We start from the raw sequence: 17,014 nt of genomic DNA on the forward strand, positions 1-17,014 counted from the left end.
CGGCCTTGTTGCGTCCTCCACAACACGAGAAACAGGGAGCAGCGCCCATGAGCAAGATGACTCCGCAGGAAATGGCCCAGAAGATCGGATCCGGCCTCCTGTCCTTCCCCGTCACGCCGTTCAAGGCTGACTATTCCTTCGACGAGGCGACCTACCGCACCAACATGGATTGGCTGTGCGGCTATGATGTCGCCGGTCTGTTCGCCGCCGGCGGCACCGGCGAGTTCTTCTCGCTGACCCCGACCGAAGTCCCGCAAGTGGTCAAGGTCGCCGTCGAGGAGACCAAGGGCCGCGTGCCCGTGCTCGCCGGCACCGGCTATGGCACCGCCATCGCCCGCGAGATCGCGATCGGCGCCGAGAAGGCCGGCGCTGACGGCCTGCTGCTGCTGCCGCCCTACCTCACCCATTCCGAGCAGGAAGGCCTTGCCGCCCACGTCGAGGCCGTCTGCGCCGCCGTGAAGATCGGCGTCATCGTCTATAACCGCGACAACGCCATCCTGCAGCCCGACACAGTCGCCCGCCTCGCCGAGCGCTGCCCGAACCTCGTCGGCTACAAGGACGGTATCGGCGACATCGAATTGATGACCCGCGTCTACACCAAGCTCGGCGACCGTCTGACCTATGTCGGCGGCCTGCCGACCGCCGAGACGTTTGCGCTGCCCTATCTCGACATGGGCGTGACGACCTACTCGTCGGCTGTGTTCAACTTCGTGCCGGAATTCGCCACCAATTTCTACGCGGCAGTGCGCAAGCGCGACCATGCGACCATCCACGCCGGCCTGAAGGATTTCATCCTGCCGCTGATCGCGATCCGCAACCGCAAGAAGGGCTATGCGGTCTCGATCATCAAGGCCGGCATGAAGGTGATCGGCCGCGATTCCGGCCCGGTCCGCACGCCGCTGACCGATCTCACCGAGCAGGAGATTGCCGAACTGGCCGCGCTGGTGAAGAGTTTGCCCGCCGCAGGATCGACACAACAGGCGGCAGAATAAAAGCAAGACAACAGGGAGGAGCGCGCGATGGCCCAGACTGATATCTCCGGCGCGTCAGTCGCCGGCGCACCGGTCGTCACAACGATGCAGGTGATCCCGGTCGCGGGCCGCGACAGCATGCTCCTCAATTTGAGCGGCGCGCATGCGCCGTTCTTCACCCGCAACATCGTCATCCTCACCGACAATGCCGGTCACACCGGCGTCGGCGAGGTGCCGGGCGGGCAAAAGATCTGGCAGACGCTCCAGGACGCCCGCGATCTCGTGATCGGCAAGACTGTCGGCGCGATGAACAACATCCTCGCAGACATTCGCACGACCTTCGCCGACCGCGACGCCGGTGGCCGCGGCAAGCAGACGTTTGACCTTCGCGTGATGATCCACGCGGTTACCGCGATCGAATCCGCCCTCCTCGACCTGCTCGGCCAGCACCTCAATCTTCCCGTCGCGGCGCTGCTCGGCGAAGGCCAGCAGCGCAACAGTGTCGAGACGCTCGGCTACCTCTTCTTCGTCGGGGACCGGCGCAAGAGCAAGCTCGACTACGTCAAGGGCGAAACCGGCAAGCCCGACTGGTTCAACCTGCGTCATCAGGAGGCGATGACGCCTGAGACGGTGGTGCGGCTGGCGGAGGCGACGCAGGACCATTACGGCTTCGCCGACTTCAAGCTCAAGGGCGGCGTGCTCCGCGGCGAGCAGGAGATCGAGGCCGTCACGGCGATCGCAAAGCGCTTTCCCAATGCGCGCGTCACGCTGGACCCGAACGGCGCCTGGTCGCTCGACGAAGCCATCAGCCTCTGCAAGAACATGCACGGCATCCTCGCCTATGCCGAGGACCCTTGCGGCGCCGAGGCCGGCTTCTCCGGCCGCGAGATCATGGCCGAGTTCCGCCGCGCCACCGGCTTGCCGACCGCAACCAATATGATCGCGACCGACTGGCGCCAGCTGAGCCACGCGCTGCGCCTGGGTGCGGTGGACATCCCGCTGGCCGACCCCCATTTCTGGACCATGCAAGGCTCGGTACGCGTCGCCCAGACCTGCCGTGACAACGGCCTGACCTGGGGCTCGCACTCCAACAACCATTTTGACATTTCGCTCGCGATGTTCACCCATGTCGGCGCCGCGGCCCCCGGCAAGGTCACCGCGATCGACACCCACTGGATCTGGCAGGATGGCCAGGCGCTCACCAAGGAACCGCTCCGGATCAAGGGCGGCAAGATCGCGGTCCCGGATCGTCCGGGCCTCGGCATCGAGATCGACCGCGCGGCCATCGAAGCTGCGCATGAACTCTACAAGCAGCATGGACTCGGCGCCCGTGATGACGCTACTGCCATGCAGGACCTGATCCCCGGCTGGACCTTCGACGACAAGCGTCCTTGCCTCGTGCGTTAGAAAACTTTCCCTGGAGGAACGAGATGACTGCGATCCTGAAGAACTTCATCGGCGGTGAATGGGTCGACGGCTCCGGCGTCACCAAGAACATCAATCCCTCCAACACCAACGATCTGGTCGGCGAATACGCCAAGGCCGACAAGGCGCAGACCGAGAAAGCGATCGCGGCCGCGAAAGCCGCCTTCCCCGCCTGGGCGCAGTCGACGCCGCAGGTGCGCTACGATGCACTGAACAAGATTTCTCTCGAAATCCTCGCCCGCAAGGAAGAGCTCGGCCGCCTGCTCGCCCGTGAGGAGGGCAAGACGCTTCCCGAGGGCATCGGCGAGGTCGCCCGTGCCGGCCAGATCTTCGCGTTCTTCGCCGGCGAGGCGCTGCGCCTGATCGGCGAGAAAGGCGCCTCCGTCCGCCCCGGCCTCGACGTCGAGCTGACCCGCGAGCCGGTGGGCGTCGTCGGCATGATCACGCCCTGGAATTTCCCGATCGCGATCCCGGCCTGGAAGATCGCGCCGGCGCTCTGCTACGGCAACACGGTGGTGTTCAAGCCGGCCGAGCTGGTGCCCGGCTCGGCGCACGCGCTGTCCGAGATCATCACCCGCTCCGGCATTCCGGCCGGCGTGTTCAACCTCGTGGTCGGCTCCGGCTCCGTGGTCGGCCAGACCCTGCTCGACCACCCCGACGTGGCGGCGATCTCCTTCACCGGCTCGGTGCAGACCGGCCGCAAGATCGCGCAGGCCTGCGTGCTCTCGAACCCGATGAAGAAGTTCCAGCTCGAGATGGGCGGCAAGAATCCGCTGGTCGTGCTCGACGACGCGGACCTCAAGATCGCCGTCGAGGTCGCCGTCAACGGCGCCTATTTCTCGACCGGCCAGCGCTGCACGGCGTCCTCGCGCCTGATCGTCACCGAAGGCATCCATGACCGCTTCGTCGCCGCGGTCGCCGAGCGCCTGAACGGCCTGTCGGTGGACGACGCGCTCAAGGCCGGCGTCCATATCGGCCCGGTGGTCGATCAAAGCCAACTCGACCAGGACCTCCGTTACATCAAGATCGGCCAGGACGAGGGCGCCAAGCTCGCCTTCGGCGGCGAGCTGCTCAAGCGCGAGACGCCCGGCCACTACCTCCAGCCGGCGCTGTTCACCGAGGCCAACAACAACATGCGCATCGCCCGTGAGGAGATTTTTGGCCCGGTCGCCGCTGTCATCCGCGCCAAGAACTACGACGAGGCGCTGGCGATCTCCAACGACACCGAGTTCGGTCTCGCTTCGGGCATCTGCACCACCAGCCTGAAATACGCCTCGCACTACAAGCGCAACAGCGAGTCCGGCATGGTGATGGTCAATCTGCCGACCGCCGGCGTCGACTATCACGTGCCGTTCGGCGGCCGGAAGGGCTCGAGCTACGGCGCCCGCGAGCAGGGCTCCTATGCGCGCGAGTTCTACACAACGGTGAAGACCGCCTATACCTATCCGGGTTGATGGGTTGATGTCGTAGGGTGGGTTAGCGCAGCGTAACCCACCTCTTCTGGTTCGACGGATGCAGACAGTGGTGGGTTGCGCTGCGCTAACCCACCCTACAATCCCCGGAGTCCTTCCATGGACCAGGACGTCGCAGCGAAAGAACAGCCCCGCTACATCAAGCTCAACGCGCGCGACAACGTCGCGATCGTGGTCAATGATTTCGGGCTTCCCGCCGGCTCCCGCTTTGCCTGTGGACTGACGCTGCGCGCCTTCGTGCCGCAAGGGCACAAGACGGCACTGATCGACATCGCGCAGAACGAACCGATCATCCGCTATGGCGAGGTGATCGGTTACGCGCTCTCGCCGATCCTGGCTGGCGAGTGGGTCGATGAGGCGCGCATCCGCATGCCGGACGCCCCTGCTCTCGACAAGCTGGAAATATCCACCGCCGTGCCCGCGCCGCTGCCGCCGCTCGAAGGTTTTACCTTCGAAGGCTTTCGCAATCCCGACGGTTCCGTCGGCACCAAGAACATCCTCGGCATCTCCTCCTCCGTGCAATGCGTCAAGGGCACGATGGAATATGCGGTGAAGCGCATCCGCAGCGAGCTCTTGCCGAAATATCCGAATGTCGACGACGTAGTGCCGCTGACCCATGCCTACGGCTGCGGCGTCGCGATCAATGCGCCCGACGCCGTGGTGCCGATCCGCACGCTGCAGAACCTCGCGCTCAATCCGAATTTCGGCGGCGAGATCCTCGTCATCAGTCTCGGCTGCGAGAAACTCGCGCCCGAGCGGCTGGTGCCCGAGGGCATCAGTGATGCCATCGTGCGGATGCAGGACGAAGCCTTCGACGGCTTTGGCGCGATCGTCGACGCGATCATGACCCAGGCGGAGGCCCGCCTGAAAATCCTGAACAAGCGCACGCGCGAGACCTGCCCGGCTTCCGACCTCGTGATCGGCCTGCAATGCGGCGGCAGCGATGCCTTCTCCGGCGTCACGGCCAACCCCGCCCTCGGCTTCGCCGCCGACCTTCTGGTGCGCGCCGGCGCCACCGTGATGTTCTCGGAAGTCACCGAGGTGCGCGACGCTATCCAGCTCCTCACCCGCCGCGCCATCAACGAGGACGTCGGCCGCGCGCTGGTGCGTGAGATGGCCTGGTACGATTCCTACCTCGCCCGTGGCGGTGCCGATCGCAGCGCCAACACCACGCCCGGCAACAAGAAGGGCGGCCTCGCCAACATCGTCGAAAAATCTCTCGGCTCGATCGTCAAGTCCGGCTCGAGCGCCATCACCGGCGTACTCTCGCCCGGCCAGAAGGCGACGCAGAAGGGCATGCTGTTCGCGGCAACGCCGGCGTCCGACTTCATCTGCGGCACGCTCCAGCTCGCCTCCGGCATGACGCTGCAGGTGTTCACCACCGGCCGCGGTACGCCTTACGGCCTCGCAGCCGCGCCCGTGATCAAGGTCGCGACCCGCACCGAGCTGGCGCGGCGCTGGAAGGATCTGATCGATTTCGACGCGGGCGGCATTGCCACCGGCGAGAAGACCATCGAGGAGACCGGCTGGGACCTGTTCCGCCTGATCCTCGACGTCGCCTCTGGCCGCACCAAGCCGTGGTCGGATCGCTGGGGCATTCACAATGACCTCACGCTGTTCAATCCGGCGCCGGTGACCTGAGCGTAGCATCAGCTTTCGAAACCGGCCTGAAACACGAGAGGCGAAGCGTTTCGTCGTCGCTTGGTCGCGCACGCGGCTCGCGTCACTTGCGGCGCCCGCATACGGTGCGGGCGCTGTCGGCAATCTCACGTCATGCTGCCCGGCATGAAACACCGCACGCGCGGGTGGCCGTCGATATAGTGCTTCCACACCATGGTGCGGCCGATTTTGTTCGGCTCGGTGATCACGGCGCCGTCGGGCACGACGATCCATTCGTCGTCGAGATGCACGCGGTAGTGTCCCTTATCGGACTCCCAATCGACATCGGCGACGACATAGCCGTCGGCATCCGAGCAGCACTGTCCGTACTCGCTGCGCAGACTCTCGAACCAGGGCTTGAGCGGCGAGTTGGCATAGCGTCCGTCGTCACGCGCCATCGCCGATGTCGCCAGCAGCAGCATCAGCCCCGCCAACGTTGCGGCACACAGTCTTGCAAGTCTCATAGCCTCATCTCACGGATCGAAGTTAGCGCCGCGAGGAACAGGCGACGCCGCTCACGCCCTTGAACAGGCGCGGCAGCGGCGACTCACTCCTCCGGCAGATTTGCCGACAGCTATGCAAATCCAGCGCCAGCGCGCATTCCGGGGAACTACTGGCGCCACAGCCTCGCTCGATCAGCCTGGACATCCTGCATGATGTGCCGACGCTCCGCCGCGCTTCGCTTCGGAGGCTTTCCTTGTCGTGTCAGGACGTGTACGAAGCTGGCGCGGACGCGACCGCCATCCGCTTAACCGACTGTTTCGAATGGAAGAATTGGGTATTGGCGTGACAGGCTTCGGACCGTCAGCGCTATGAGTGACTCGAGGGACCTGCTTCCCGGTCAACAGGACCCGACCGATTTGCCCGCAAACCAGGTGCAGTTTGCGCTGGTGATTTCGCGCATGCTCGAGACGGTGAAAGACGACGCCGAAGCCCGGCGGCAGATGGTCTACGATCTCGCCCGCTACAAGCTCCAGGAGCAGTTCACCTACGCGGACGCGAAAAACATCGACAAGATGAAAGAGGCCCTCGAGGTCGCGATCGATGAGGTCGAGAAATTTTCGCGCGAACAGGCACCACTGGAGCGCTTGCCGCCGCAACAACTCACATCAGCCAAGGTAACCGAAACAGGCAGTCTTCTGGTGTCCGGCGATGCGACCGTTTTGCCTTCGGCGATTGGGACGTCCCGCAGCAAGCAGCCGACGGTCTCGGGCCCGCTTCTACCGGTGATCAAGCGTACTGTGGCCATCCTTGTTGTCGTTGGCGCAGTCAGCGTGATCGTCTCGCAGCGAGACAAGATCGCCGCGCTGCGCCGGCTGATGTCGTCACAGACGCCGGAGATCGCGCAGGTCGCGCCCAAGCCGGAGACGACGGTCACGGTCGCCAAGCCGGAAATGGTGCCCTCTGCTCCGCCTCCACCAGCACGCGTACTTCCGAGCGACTACGGCATCTACGCCTCGATCGACGACAAGTCGCTGGCTGAGTTGAACGCGACCGGCGTGATGGCGCCGGACATGCGCATTGCGATTTCACCGGAGTTCAAGCAGCCCGATCGGCCGCATCTGCCGAACGGCCACGTCAAGTTCATCGTGTTCCGCCGGGACATCGCAAATGTGGTCCCCGAGCGCGTCGAGGTCCGCGTTGTCGCGAAGGTCAAAGAGTTTTCGACCGACGCTGCAGGCAAGACGACGAGTGGCGGAGACGACGTCGGCGTGATCCGCAACTTCTCCTATCCGTTCCGGATCTCGCCGATTCCGGGGAAAGCCGAAATGTACGAGCTTCACGCCAGCGATGCAGAGCTCGAGCTTCCGCCGGGACATTACGTCCTAAGCCTGGGACCGCAGGCCTATTATTTTCAGGTCGACGGCGAGATCACCGATCCCCGGCAATGCCTCGAGCGGGTCGTTGCCGGCAACGGCACGTTCTATGCGCCTTGCAAGAAGGCGCGGACGTATTGACGTCCGTTGCGCGGGCGGCGTGAAAGCAGCCCTACTTCTTCGCCGCGGGCGCCATCATCATCGCGCCACCCTTTTTGGTCGCGGGCACGGGCGCCGGCTTGGTCGCGGCGGCCTGTGCGGGGAGATATTTGGCGACGATGGCGGGATCGACTTCGGCGATAGTTGCATCCGGCAAACGCTGCCAGGTCTCGTCCTTGCCGAACAGGGAAATGCCGAGGAAGCCGCGCATGGTCAGAACCTGACCGTCCGGGCTCACCGTCATCTTGGCCTTCCAGATGTTGCCGTCGCGCGGATTGACCACGTTGCCGCCCTCATACTTCAACCCGTCACGCTTCATGTCGCGGATGAAGGAGAGCCCGAGCACCGGCTGGTTCTTGCGATCATCCGTGCACTTTGTGCAGGCCTCGTTCGGGTCGTCGCCGGGGCGCGGAAATGTCTTGGCGATGACGCCCTCGAAGATGCCGTTGTGGTCGATGAAGAGGAACCAGCCCACCGTCCTGCCGTCTTCGACCTTCTGCCAGAGGCCCGCAGCGGTTGGCTGCTGCGCTTGCGCCGCAGCCGGGCTCACCGCACCGAGCGCGAGGAACGCGAGCAGCCGAAAGCTGGAAAAGAGTTTCCGCATTACGATCACCTTGCTAAGCCGCCACTGCTTTGGCCGCAGACTACGGCGATTTCGCGAACGATTCCAGCACCAGAAACATGGGGCGTCGTCTCCCCGCTCCCGTCCCGGTCAGTTGACACCGAGTTTCTTTTGCAGACTGGAGGATGAGGTCGTGTACTGGAACACGAGGCGCTTCTCCGGATAGACGTAGCGGTGGGCTTTTTGCGACATCAGTGCACCCTCGTGGAAGCCGCACAGGATCAGCTTGATCTTGCCGGGATAGGTGTTGATGTCACCGATGGCGAAGATGCCGGAGACGTTGGTCTCGAACGCTGAGGTCTCAACCGGCACCAGATTGTTCTCCAGCGCAATGCCCCAGTTCGCGACCGGACCGAGCTTCATGGTCAGGCCGAAGAACGGCAGCATGGTGTCGCAGGCAATATCGCTGACATTGTTGTCGTTGCCCTTGACGGTGGCACCGGTCAGTTGGCCATCGGCACCCGAGAGCGCGGTGACCTGACCGAGCCGCAGATCCATCTTGCCGTCGGCCACCAGCGCGCGCATCTGCTCGACGCTGTGGGGCGCGGCACGAAAATCGTCGCGCCGGTGCAGAAGCGTGATGCGCTTGGCCAACGGATGCAGGTTGAGCGTCCAGTCGAGCGCGGAATCGCCGCCGCCGACGATCAGCACGTTCTTGTCGCGGAACGTTTCCATCTTGCGCACGGCGTAGTGCACCGAGGTGCCTTCATAGGCTTCGATCCCCGGTACCGGCGGACGCTTCGGCTGGAACGAACCGCCGCCGGCCGCGATCACCACCACCTTGCATTCGAACACCTTGCCGGCATCGGTGGTGCAGCGGAACGCGGGATCGCCGATCTTCTCCACGGTCTCGATCATCTCGCCGAGATGAAAGGTCGGATGGAACGGCTTGATCTGCTCCATCAGCGCGTCGGTGAGGCCCTGCCCCGACACATGCGGAATGCCGGGAATGTCGTAGATCGGCTTTTCCGGATAGAGCTCGGCGCACTGGCCGCCGACCTTGTCGAGGATGTCGACGAAATGCGCCTTCATGTCGAGAAGGCCAAGCTCGAAAGCGGCGAACAGACCGCAAGGGCCAGCGCCAATAATCAGCACATCGGTTTTGATCACGTCGCTCATGTCGTCTCTTTATCGGTCGTTATCGGTTGGACGGCGCCCTTTGGGCCGAGGTGACCCTGCCTGTCTAGCCAACAGGAATGGATCAGGGAAGGCATAAAAGCGGGAGCGCCCCGCAGCCGCGCCCACTTGCCGGGTCAAAATAACTGGGCTGTAACGAGGTTGGATATGACGGAGATCAATCGGTGAACGCACCAAGCCGCCTCGATACGACGCCGCGCCTGGAGGACTACCCTTTTCGCCTCGGCGACAACGTCCGCTTCGGCGATCTCGACCCGAACCAGCACGTCAACAACGCGGTCTACGCCACCTATTTCGAGACCGGCCGCGTCACGCTGATGAAGAGCCCGGAATACGGGCTGACACCGCCTGGGCTCGCCTGGATCATGGTGCGGCTCGACATCCATTTCCGCGCCGAGCTGCACTGGCCGAACACGATCGAGCTCGGCCTCGGCGTGGTGAAGCTCGGACGCACGTCCGTGACCTTCGAGCAGGTGGTGTTTTCGAATGGGAAGTGCATCGCGTCAGCGACGTCCGTCGGCGTCTTGCTCGACGAGGCGACGCGCCGGCCGGCGCCGCTGACCGCGGAGGTGATCGAGAAATTCAAACCCTGGCACAAGCGCGGCATCGACGTCGCGCCGCCGAGCACTTAAGTGCATGATCCGGAAAAGTGTGTAGCGGTTTTCCGGAAAGATCATGCGCTCTTAAAGAGGCGGATCAGGCCTGACGTTCCGGCGTCGACACCACGAGCCCGTCGAGCTCGTCGGCGACCTTGATCTGGCAGGACAGGCGCGAGTTCGGGCGCACGTCGAAGCCGAAGTCGAGCATGTCCTCTTCCATGGGCGTCGGGCTGCCGACCTTCTCGCGCCAGGCTTCGTCGACATAGACATGGCAGGTTGCGCAAGCACATGCGCCGCCGCACTCGGCTTCGATGCCGGGAATGCTGTTGCGGATGGCGGCTTCCATCACGGTCGCGCCGTTCTCGACATCCACCGTACGGGTTTCGCCCTTGTGGTCGACAAAGTGAATTTTGGCCATGAGTGCTCGTGCTGCCGCGATCTGGGGAAAAAGGAGGGTCCGGGCTGTCCTATAACGGGTCGATCAGGGCAGCGCTAGTGCGCAGTCCAGCCGCATTTGGGGACGCCGGCCTAGTGCTTGAGGATCGCCGCAATCGCCGCGCGAACCTCGGCGACCGCCTCTTTCAGCGCGGCGAAGGCGCTGGGCTGGTTGTGGCCGATCCGGATCGCGGTTTCCAGGCTGGCGGCGGCATCCGCGACCGCAAAGGCGCCAATCCCGCGCGCCGAGCCCTTAAGCTTGTGCGCGAGCGCACCGGTCTCGGCCGGCAGCGCCGTCATCGCCGCGATCAGCCGAACCGCCTGCTCGGCGAACATCGCAAGCACTTCCTGCTCCAGCTCGGAATCGCCGAGCGTCATCCGAGAGAGGTGGTCGAGGTCGAGGGGGCTGTCGATGGGCGCAAGCGGGGGCGAGGGCATCCAGTCCATCCGTTGCAGTTCAGGCATCATGGCGCAGGCCCCGGCATCGCACGACGGTCCGCCGGTCCGGCGGTTCGCCCCCACCGAAGCATGGAAATGGTTAACGAAGTGTTTGGGCCGCTTTACGCAAATCCGCCCGTTTATTGCCGAAAAGTTGCCGCAATTGGCCGGGTTCGGTGGAGAAATTCATGTAGGGCTAAGGCGTTACGGCGCGTTCCTGTTAACGATGATTAAGATTGTCTTAATCGCAGCCATTTCATTCGCGACGCTCTGCCAATAGGATGTTGCAGAAATTGGCGGACAAAGCCGTCCGGGTGGGGACGGCTCGGAGATCCGCGCAAGCGGCATGATCCGGACTGTGGGCTTGCGTAGCGCGCAGGGCTCGCGGGGGGACGCGTACAAGTAACGAGGGCTCGACTGAACATGGCCAACACTCCCAAAAAGGTCAAAGATCCCACAGAAGATGCGCTTTCTGCGATCCAGGAAGCCCTCAACATCAGCGACACGGCTGCCGACACCAGCCGCAACGCATCGATGCGCAACGAAACGGCGCCTTCGGTGGCACCGCCGGCGCCGCCCCAGTTCGACGAGCCGGCGTTCGAGCCGCGCCCTGCCGCCAACGAGCGCGCCGTGTTCGATCCGATCGAGGAACCGCGCACGTCGCGCCGCGCCGCCAATGACGACCGCGAGACCATCGGCCAGCTGCTCCAGTCGCTGCAGACGGGCCGCCCTGCCCGCAACATCTACACCGGCGCAACCATCTTCACTGTGGTCTGGCTTGCGGCCTGCGCCGCGCTGACGGTCGGCTTCCTGCCCTCGATCCGGGCCGCCATGGGCGAGAGCGGCGGCGTGCTGGCGATCGCCGGCCTCGCCACGATGTTCTTCGCGCCGATCATGCTGTTCTACTTCCTCGCGAGCCTGGTCTGGCGCGGCCAGCAGATGAGCCAGGTCGCACAGGCGATGGCGCAGGTCGCGATCCGCTTCTCCGAGCCGGAAGGCTCGGCGTCCGATTCCATGGTCACCGTCGGCCAGGCCATCCGCCGCGAGGTCGCGGCGATGGGCGACGGCATCGAGCGCGCGATTGCGCGCGCCGGCGAACTCGAGACGCTGGTCGCCAACGAGGTCGCCGCGCTCGAGCGCGCCTATTCCGACAACGAAGTCCGCATCCGCGCCCTGCTCCAGGACATCGCGCATCAGCGCGACAATCTGGTCGGCCAGGCCGAGCAGGTCCGCAGCGCCATTTCCGGCGTGCAGATCGACCTCCGCCACGACATCGCGCTGATCTCGGATGCGATCGCCTCGCGCGTCGACGAGGTTGCGAAGTCCATCACCGGCGCGCTGGAAGAGCGCGGCGCCCACATCACCGGCGCGCTGAGCCACGCCGGCGACAACATGATCCTGGCGCTCGGCGAGCGCGGCGGCGACCTGCTCGACCGCCTCGAGGAGGCCAGCGCCGAGACCACCCGCGCGGTGCTCGACGCCAGCGAGCGGCTGACCACCAGCCTCAACTTCAAGACCGGCCACGTCCACGACGAGTTCGTCGACCTCGCCGACCGCGTCCACGAGATGCTGAACGAGCGCATCGACCGCATCACCGGCGAGTTCGAGCAGCGTTCCGCCGCGATCGTCGACGGCATCTCCGAGCGCACCGAGCAGGTGCATGACAGCCTGAAGAACTCGTCGGACTCGCTACTGCTCGAGCTCGAGCTGCGCTCCAGCGACCTCTCCGCCAAGATCGACGACGCCGGCAACCGCCTCGCCGGCCAGATCATGACCTCCGGCGACAAGGCGAGCGAAGCGCTCGACGCCACGGTCAACACCCTCGTCGCCAAGGTCGTCAGCCAGACCGAGACCGCGCACGACTCGCTGTCGCTGCAGATGAGCGCGTTCGACGAGCTGGTGAAGAACCAGGGTTCCGAGCTGGTCGAGAAGTTCGCCCGCGATTCCGGCACGCTGGGTGCGCTGATCACACGCCACATCTCCGAGTTCGACCGCACCGTGAAGACGTTCGGCGGCGAGATCGTCGAGCGCATGGGCCAGCGCACTTACGACATCCATGAATCGCTGAAGACCTATGTCGACAATTTCGACACCCGCTTCACCTCCAATGGCGGCGCAATCACGGCCGTGCTCGACCAGCGCCTGGTGCAGTTCGAGACCACGATCGGCGAACGCGTCACCAATCTCGACGCCTCGCTGAACGGCAAGATCGCCAGCCTCGACGGCACCATCGAAGGCCACATCAAGACCTTCGACGAGCAGCTCGTTGGCCGCGTCGCCGCGCTCGAAGAGTCGTTCGACACCCGCGCCAAGTCCGTCACCGAAACCATCGACGGGCGTCTCAACACGCTCGCGATGTCGCTGACCGATGGGGCCGCCCAGGCGATCCAGTCGGTCGACACGCGGTTGACGCACCTCACGACGACACTCACCGGTGGCGCATCGCAGGCACTCGAGTCCATCGACTCCCGCCTCACCCACCTCACATCGACATTGACCGACGGCGCCTCGCAGACGATCCAGGCGATCGATACGCGGCTGACGCACCTCACGACGACGTTCAACAGCGGCGCATCGCAGGCGCTGGAGTCCGTCGACAGCCGCCTCAGCTATCTGACGAGCGCTTTGACCAACGGCGCCCAGCAGGCCGTGCAGTCGATCGACACCCGCCTCACTTTGCTGACCTCGACGCTCACGGACGGCACGGCGCAGGCGATCGAAGCGGTCGACCGCCGCATCACCGGCGTCGCCGACCTCATCGACGGCCGCAGCACGCACCTGACCGACACGGTCACGGCGCGCTTCCAGGACATCCACCAGGCGATCGAGACCAAGGTCGGTTCGGTTGCGAGCGACATCGACGTGCGCGTGGCGCAGTTCGAAGACCTGCTCGGCTCGCGCGTCGAGGCCGTCGCCGGCCGCATCGAGAGCAGCGGCCGCCAGGCAAGCGAGGACATGATGTCCCGCGCCGAGATGATCTCGACCGCGATCCGCTCGCATGTCGAGGACGCGGAGCGCTCGCTCACCAACCTCGTCGTCAACACCAGCGAGACGATCCAGACCGGTGCGCGCACAGCGCAGCAGTCGCTGATGACGGTCTCCTCCGACGTCAACGCCCAGCTCAAGATGACCTCCGCCGAGGTCGAGCGTGCGCTGACCGCAGTCGGCACCGGTGCTGCGAACTCGATCCTGACCAGCGCCCGCGAGGCGCAGTCGTCCCTGGTCGCGGCCTCGGGCGATGCCTCCAACCAGATCAAGGGGCTCGCCGCCGACGTCGAACGCACGCTGTCCGCAGCAGGCTCGGCCACCGCGGCCTCGATCCTGGCCGGCGCCCGCGAGGTGCAGACCACGCTCGTCACCGCCTCGTCGGATGCTGCCAACCACGTCAAGACGCTCACCGCCGACGTGCAGCGCTCGCTGTCGCTCGCCGGCACCAGCACGGCGGAATCGATCACTGCCGGTGCACGCGATGCTCAGGGCACGCTGATCGCGGCCTCGACCGAGACTGCCAACCAGATCAAGGCGCTGTCCTCCGACGTGCAGCGCTCGCTCTCGATGGCGGGCACCTCGACGGCCGAGACCATCATGACCGGTGCGCGCGAGGCCCAGAACACGCTCGTTGCCGGATCTGCGGATGCGGCCAACCAAGTTAAAGCTCTTACGGCCGACGTGCAGCGGTCGCTCTCCATGGCCGGCACTTCGACGGCAGAGAGCATTCTGACCGGCGCTCGCGAGGCCCAGAGCACGCTGGTCAATGCGTCCTCGGATGCAGCGAGCCAGGTCAAGTCACTCGCCGCCGAAGTGCATCGCTCGCTCTCGCAGGTGGGCCAGTCCACCGCCGAGACGATCACCGCCAGCGCCCGCGACGCCCAGAGCACCCTTCTTGCTGTCTCCGCAGAACAAACCGGCCAGGTCCGTTCGCTCGCAGCCGAGATGCAGCGCGCGTTGGCGACCGCCGGCGGCGCCACCATCGAGGCGCTCACCAGCGGCGTGCGCGAGGCCCAGGGCACGCTGATCACTGCATCGACGGATGCGGCGAGCCAGATCAAGTCGCTGACGACCGACATCGAGCGCACGCTGACCGCGGTCGGCGCCGACACCGCCTCGACCATCCTCAACAGCGCTCGCGAGGCGCAGACCTCGCTGACCTCGACCTCGGCGGATGCCGCGAGCCAGATCCGCACGATCTCGACCGAGATCGAGCGCGCGCTGAGCACGGCGACCGCGAACGCGACCAACGACATCCAGACCAGCGCGCTCAACGCCCAGAATGCGCTGATCAACGCCTCCAACGAGGCGAGCTCGCGGGTCAAGTCGAGCTCTGCCGACGTCGAGCGCTCGGTGCTCTCCGCCTCGAGCAGCTTCGGCCAGGCCATGACCGGCAAGACCGACGAGATCGTCACCTATGTGCAGCAGCAGGCCGACCGCCTCTCGAACATGATCGACGCCAAGCGCGGCTCGCTCGTGGATGCGATCGGCTCGAAGACCAGCCAGCTCACGCTCGACATCGACCGCGTCACCTCCGACGCGCTGAAGTCGATCGAGACGCGCGGCACGGCGTTCTCACAGACCATGATGGGCAACGGCAACGAAGTCGCCCGCACCATCAACGCGGCAAGCGAGATCGCGACCAGCGCGGTCGGCAGGTCGCTCAAGGACCTCGAGCAGGCCTCGCGTGCCGCGATCGACCAGTCGCGCCAGGTCTCGATCGCGGCCGTCACCGAGATGCAGGAGACCAGCAAGATCCTGCGCACCGACACGGTCGCCCTGTTCGAGCGTCTGCGCGAAGGCAACATCCTCCTCCAGGAGGTGCTGACCGGTGCGCACGACAACCTCAACTCGCTCGAGCGGGCGCTGGTGACGCGCGTCGCCGACTTCGTCTCGGCGATGAACGACGTCACCTCGCGCAACGGCGCTGCGACGCAGAACCTGGAAGACCAGCTCAACGTCTTCAACACGAAGACCACGCGGGCGCTCCAGGATCTCGGCGAGCTGTCGACCCAGTTCGACGCGCATGGCAAGGCGCTCGTCGATGCCGCGCAGGTCGTCGAGCAGAGCAACAAGAACACCACCGCCTCGCTTGCCGAACGGAAATCGGCACTGGAATCGCTGGTCACCACCATCGACCTGCGCACGACCGATCTGGACCAGCGCCTGTCGCGCTTCACCGGGCTGCTCGATGAGTCGCTCGCTGCGGCCGAAGAGCGTGCCCGCGACATCGCCCGCGTGGTCGCGGAGACCGCCGGCGCAGGTTCCGCCGCGATCACCCGCCAGTTCGAGGCGGTGCGGTCGGCGTCCGAGGAGGAGCATCGCCAGACCGTCGAGACCATGCACGACATCTACCGCCAGACCACCGAAGAGGCGGATGCGATGTTCAAGCAATCGGCCGAGAAGTTCGGCAACCTCGTCTCCAGCATGAAGCAGATGGCGTTCGAGATGCACAACGAGCTCGAAGCCACCCGCAACGAGCTGCGCCGCGGCGTGCTCGAGATGCCGCAGGAGGCCGCCGAAAGCACCGCGCAGATGCGCAAGGTGATCGTCGACCAGATCGAGGCGCTCGCCGAGCTCAACCGCATCGTGGCCCAGCACGGCCGTGGCCTCGACGTCACCACGACGGGCCGCGCTTCTGTCGCCGTCCAGCGCCAGGAAGAGCCGATGATGGCAACTGCGGGCGGCCGCAGCAGCGAGACGCGCATCCGCGAAAGCGCCAGCGCCTCGACCCTGCCGCCGCCGGACCTCGGCGTGCCCGCCTCGCGTCGCACCGAGGCACCGCCGGTTGCCCCCGGCGGCAACGACCAGGGCCGCGACGGCTGGCTGTCGGATCTGTTGAACCGCACGGACGCCAACCAGGCGGCTCCGAATGGACGTGAGGCCCCGCGTGGCCGCCAGGCTGCACCCGCTCCGCAGCCGCAGGCTCCGCAGAATGGCGGCAATCCGCTGGAATCGCTGTCGCTCGACATCGGCCGGCTGATGGACCGCAACCTCGCCTCCGAGATGTGGGACCGCTACCAGCGCGGCGAGAACAAGGCCTTCACCAAGCGCCTGTACACGCCCGCCGGCCAGAAGGCTTTTGACGAAGTCGCCCGCAAGTACCGCGCCGACCGCAACTTCAAGGCGACGGTCGACCGCTACATCAGCGAGTTCGAACGCCTGCTCGACGAAGTCGCCCGCGACGGCCGTGGCCCGCAGGAGCTGCGCAGCCACCTGACCTCGGAGACGGGCCTGGTCTACACCCTGCTCGCGCACGCGGCGGGTCGGCTGGGATAAGCGGCCAGTTCGC

12 protein-coding genes are annotated in these 17,014 nt (G+C 65.4%); 7 read left to right on the forward strand and 5 right to left on the reverse strand.

Going from position 1 to position 17,014, the window contains the following annotated elements; translation table 11 throughout:
* The first annotated feature begins 47 nt into the window (after nucleotides 1–47).
* The 4 genes from kdgD (at nucleotide 48) to garD (ending at nucleotide 5,509) form a co-directional block, all read left to right on the forward strand.
* Complete coding sequence (gene kdgD, locus ACLFLU_RS28680) at nucleotides 48–992, forward strand: 5-dehydro-4-deoxyglucarate dehydratase (RefSeq protein ID WP_426408106.1); 945 nt, start codon at nucleotides 48–50, stop codon at nucleotides 990–992.
* A 27-nt stretch (nucleotides 993–1,019) separates the two neighbouring features.
* Entirely contained in the window at nucleotides 1,020–2,378 is a 1,359-nt protein-coding gene (gene gudD, locus ACLFLU_RS28685; RefSeq protein WP_426408107.1) for a glucarate dehydratase, read from the forward strand.
* Between the two features lie 23 nt (nucleotides 2,379–2,401).
* Nucleotides 2,402–3,850 carry an aldehyde dehydrogenase family protein gene (locus tag ACLFLU_RS28690; protein ID WP_426408108.1) on the forward strand — a complete coding sequence of 483 codons (1,449 nt, stop codon included), beginning with the start codon at nucleotides 2,402–2,404 and terminating at the stop codon, nucleotides 3,848–3,850.
* Nucleotides 3,851–3,967: 117 nt separating this feature from the next.
* The gene (gene garD, locus ACLFLU_RS28695) at nucleotides 3,968–5,509 is read left to right on the forward strand and encodes a galactarate dehydratase (RefSeq protein ID WP_426408109.1); all 1,542 of its coding nucleotides are present in this window, start codon (nucleotides 3,968–3,970) and stop codon (nucleotides 5,507–5,509) included.
* Between the two features lie 125 nt (nucleotides 5,510–5,634).
* Here garD and ACLFLU_RS28700 read toward each other — a convergent pair whose 3' ends face one another.
* A complete protein-coding gene (locus tag ACLFLU_RS28700) occupies nucleotides 5,635–5,991 on the reverse strand; it encodes a hypothetical protein (protein ID WP_426408110.1) in 357 nt (118 codons plus the stop codon).
* 348 nt (nucleotides 5,992–6,339) lie between these two features.
* On the opposite strand from ACLFLU_RS28700, the gene ACLFLU_RS28705 reads away from it, so the two are divergent.
* Nucleotides 6,340–7,485 carry a hypothetical protein gene (locus ACLFLU_RS28705; protein WP_426408111.1) on the forward strand — a complete coding sequence of 382 codons (1,146 nt, stop codon included), beginning with the start codon at nucleotides 6,340–6,342 and terminating at the stop codon, nucleotides 7,483–7,485.
* Between the two features lie 31 nt (nucleotides 7,486–7,516).
* Here ACLFLU_RS28705 and ACLFLU_RS28710 read toward each other — a convergent pair whose 3' ends face one another.
* Together ACLFLU_RS28710 and ACLFLU_RS28715 are read right to left on the reverse strand one after the other, a co-directional pair.
* On the reverse strand, nucleotides 7,517–8,107 hold the full coding sequence (locus ACLFLU_RS28710; RefSeq protein WP_426408112.1) for a DUF2147 domain-containing protein: 591 nt from the start codon (nucleotides 8,105–8,107) through the stop codon (nucleotides 7,517–7,519).
* A gap of 108 nt (nucleotides 8,108–8,215) precedes the next feature.
* Entirely contained in the window at nucleotides 8,216–9,244 is a 1,029-nt protein-coding gene (locus ACLFLU_RS28715) for an NAD(P)/FAD-dependent oxidoreductase (RefSeq protein ID WP_426408113.1), read from the reverse strand.
* A gap of 182 nt (nucleotides 9,245–9,426) precedes the next feature.
* On the opposite strand from ACLFLU_RS28715, the gene ACLFLU_RS28720 reads away from it, so the two are divergent.
* On the forward strand, nucleotides 9,427–9,894 hold the full coding sequence (locus ACLFLU_RS28720; RefSeq protein WP_426408114.1) for an acyl-CoA thioesterase: 468 nt from the start codon (nucleotides 9,427–9,429) through the stop codon (nucleotides 9,892–9,894).
* A 64-nt stretch (nucleotides 9,895–9,958) separates the two neighbouring features.
* Here the strand turns inward: ACLFLU_RS28720 and ACLFLU_RS28725 are convergent, their stop codons facing one another.
* Both ACLFLU_RS28725 and ACLFLU_RS28730 read right to left on the reverse strand, forming a co-directional pair.
* The gene (locus ACLFLU_RS28725) at nucleotides 9,959–10,279 is read right to left on the reverse strand and encodes a 2Fe-2S iron-sulfur cluster-binding protein (protein ID WP_148775221.1); all 321 of its coding nucleotides are present in this window, start codon (nucleotides 10,277–10,279) and stop codon (nucleotides 9,959–9,961) included.
* A 110-nt stretch (nucleotides 10,280–10,389) separates the two neighbouring features.
* Nucleotides 10,390–10,764 (reverse strand): Hpt domain-containing protein, encoded by a 375-nt coding sequence (locus ACLFLU_RS28730; RefSeq protein ID WP_426408115.1) that lies wholly within the window; start codon nucleotides 10,762–10,764, stop codon nucleotides 10,390–10,392.
* A gap of 393 nt (nucleotides 10,765–11,157) precedes the next feature.
* On the opposite strand from ACLFLU_RS28730, the gene ACLFLU_RS28735 reads away from it, so the two are divergent.
* Entirely contained in the window at nucleotides 11,158–17,001 is a 5,844-nt protein-coding gene (locus tag ACLFLU_RS28735) for a negative regulator of septation ring formation (RefSeq protein ID WP_426408116.1), read from the forward strand.
* The last annotated feature ends 13 nt before the right edge of the window (nucleotides 17,002–17,014 follow it).

This window comes from Bradyrhizobium ganzhouense, from assembly GCF_049949285.1.
Lineage (GTDB): Bacteria > Pseudomonadota > Alphaproteobacteria > Rhizobiales > Xanthobacteraceae > Bradyrhizobium > Bradyrhizobium ganzhouense.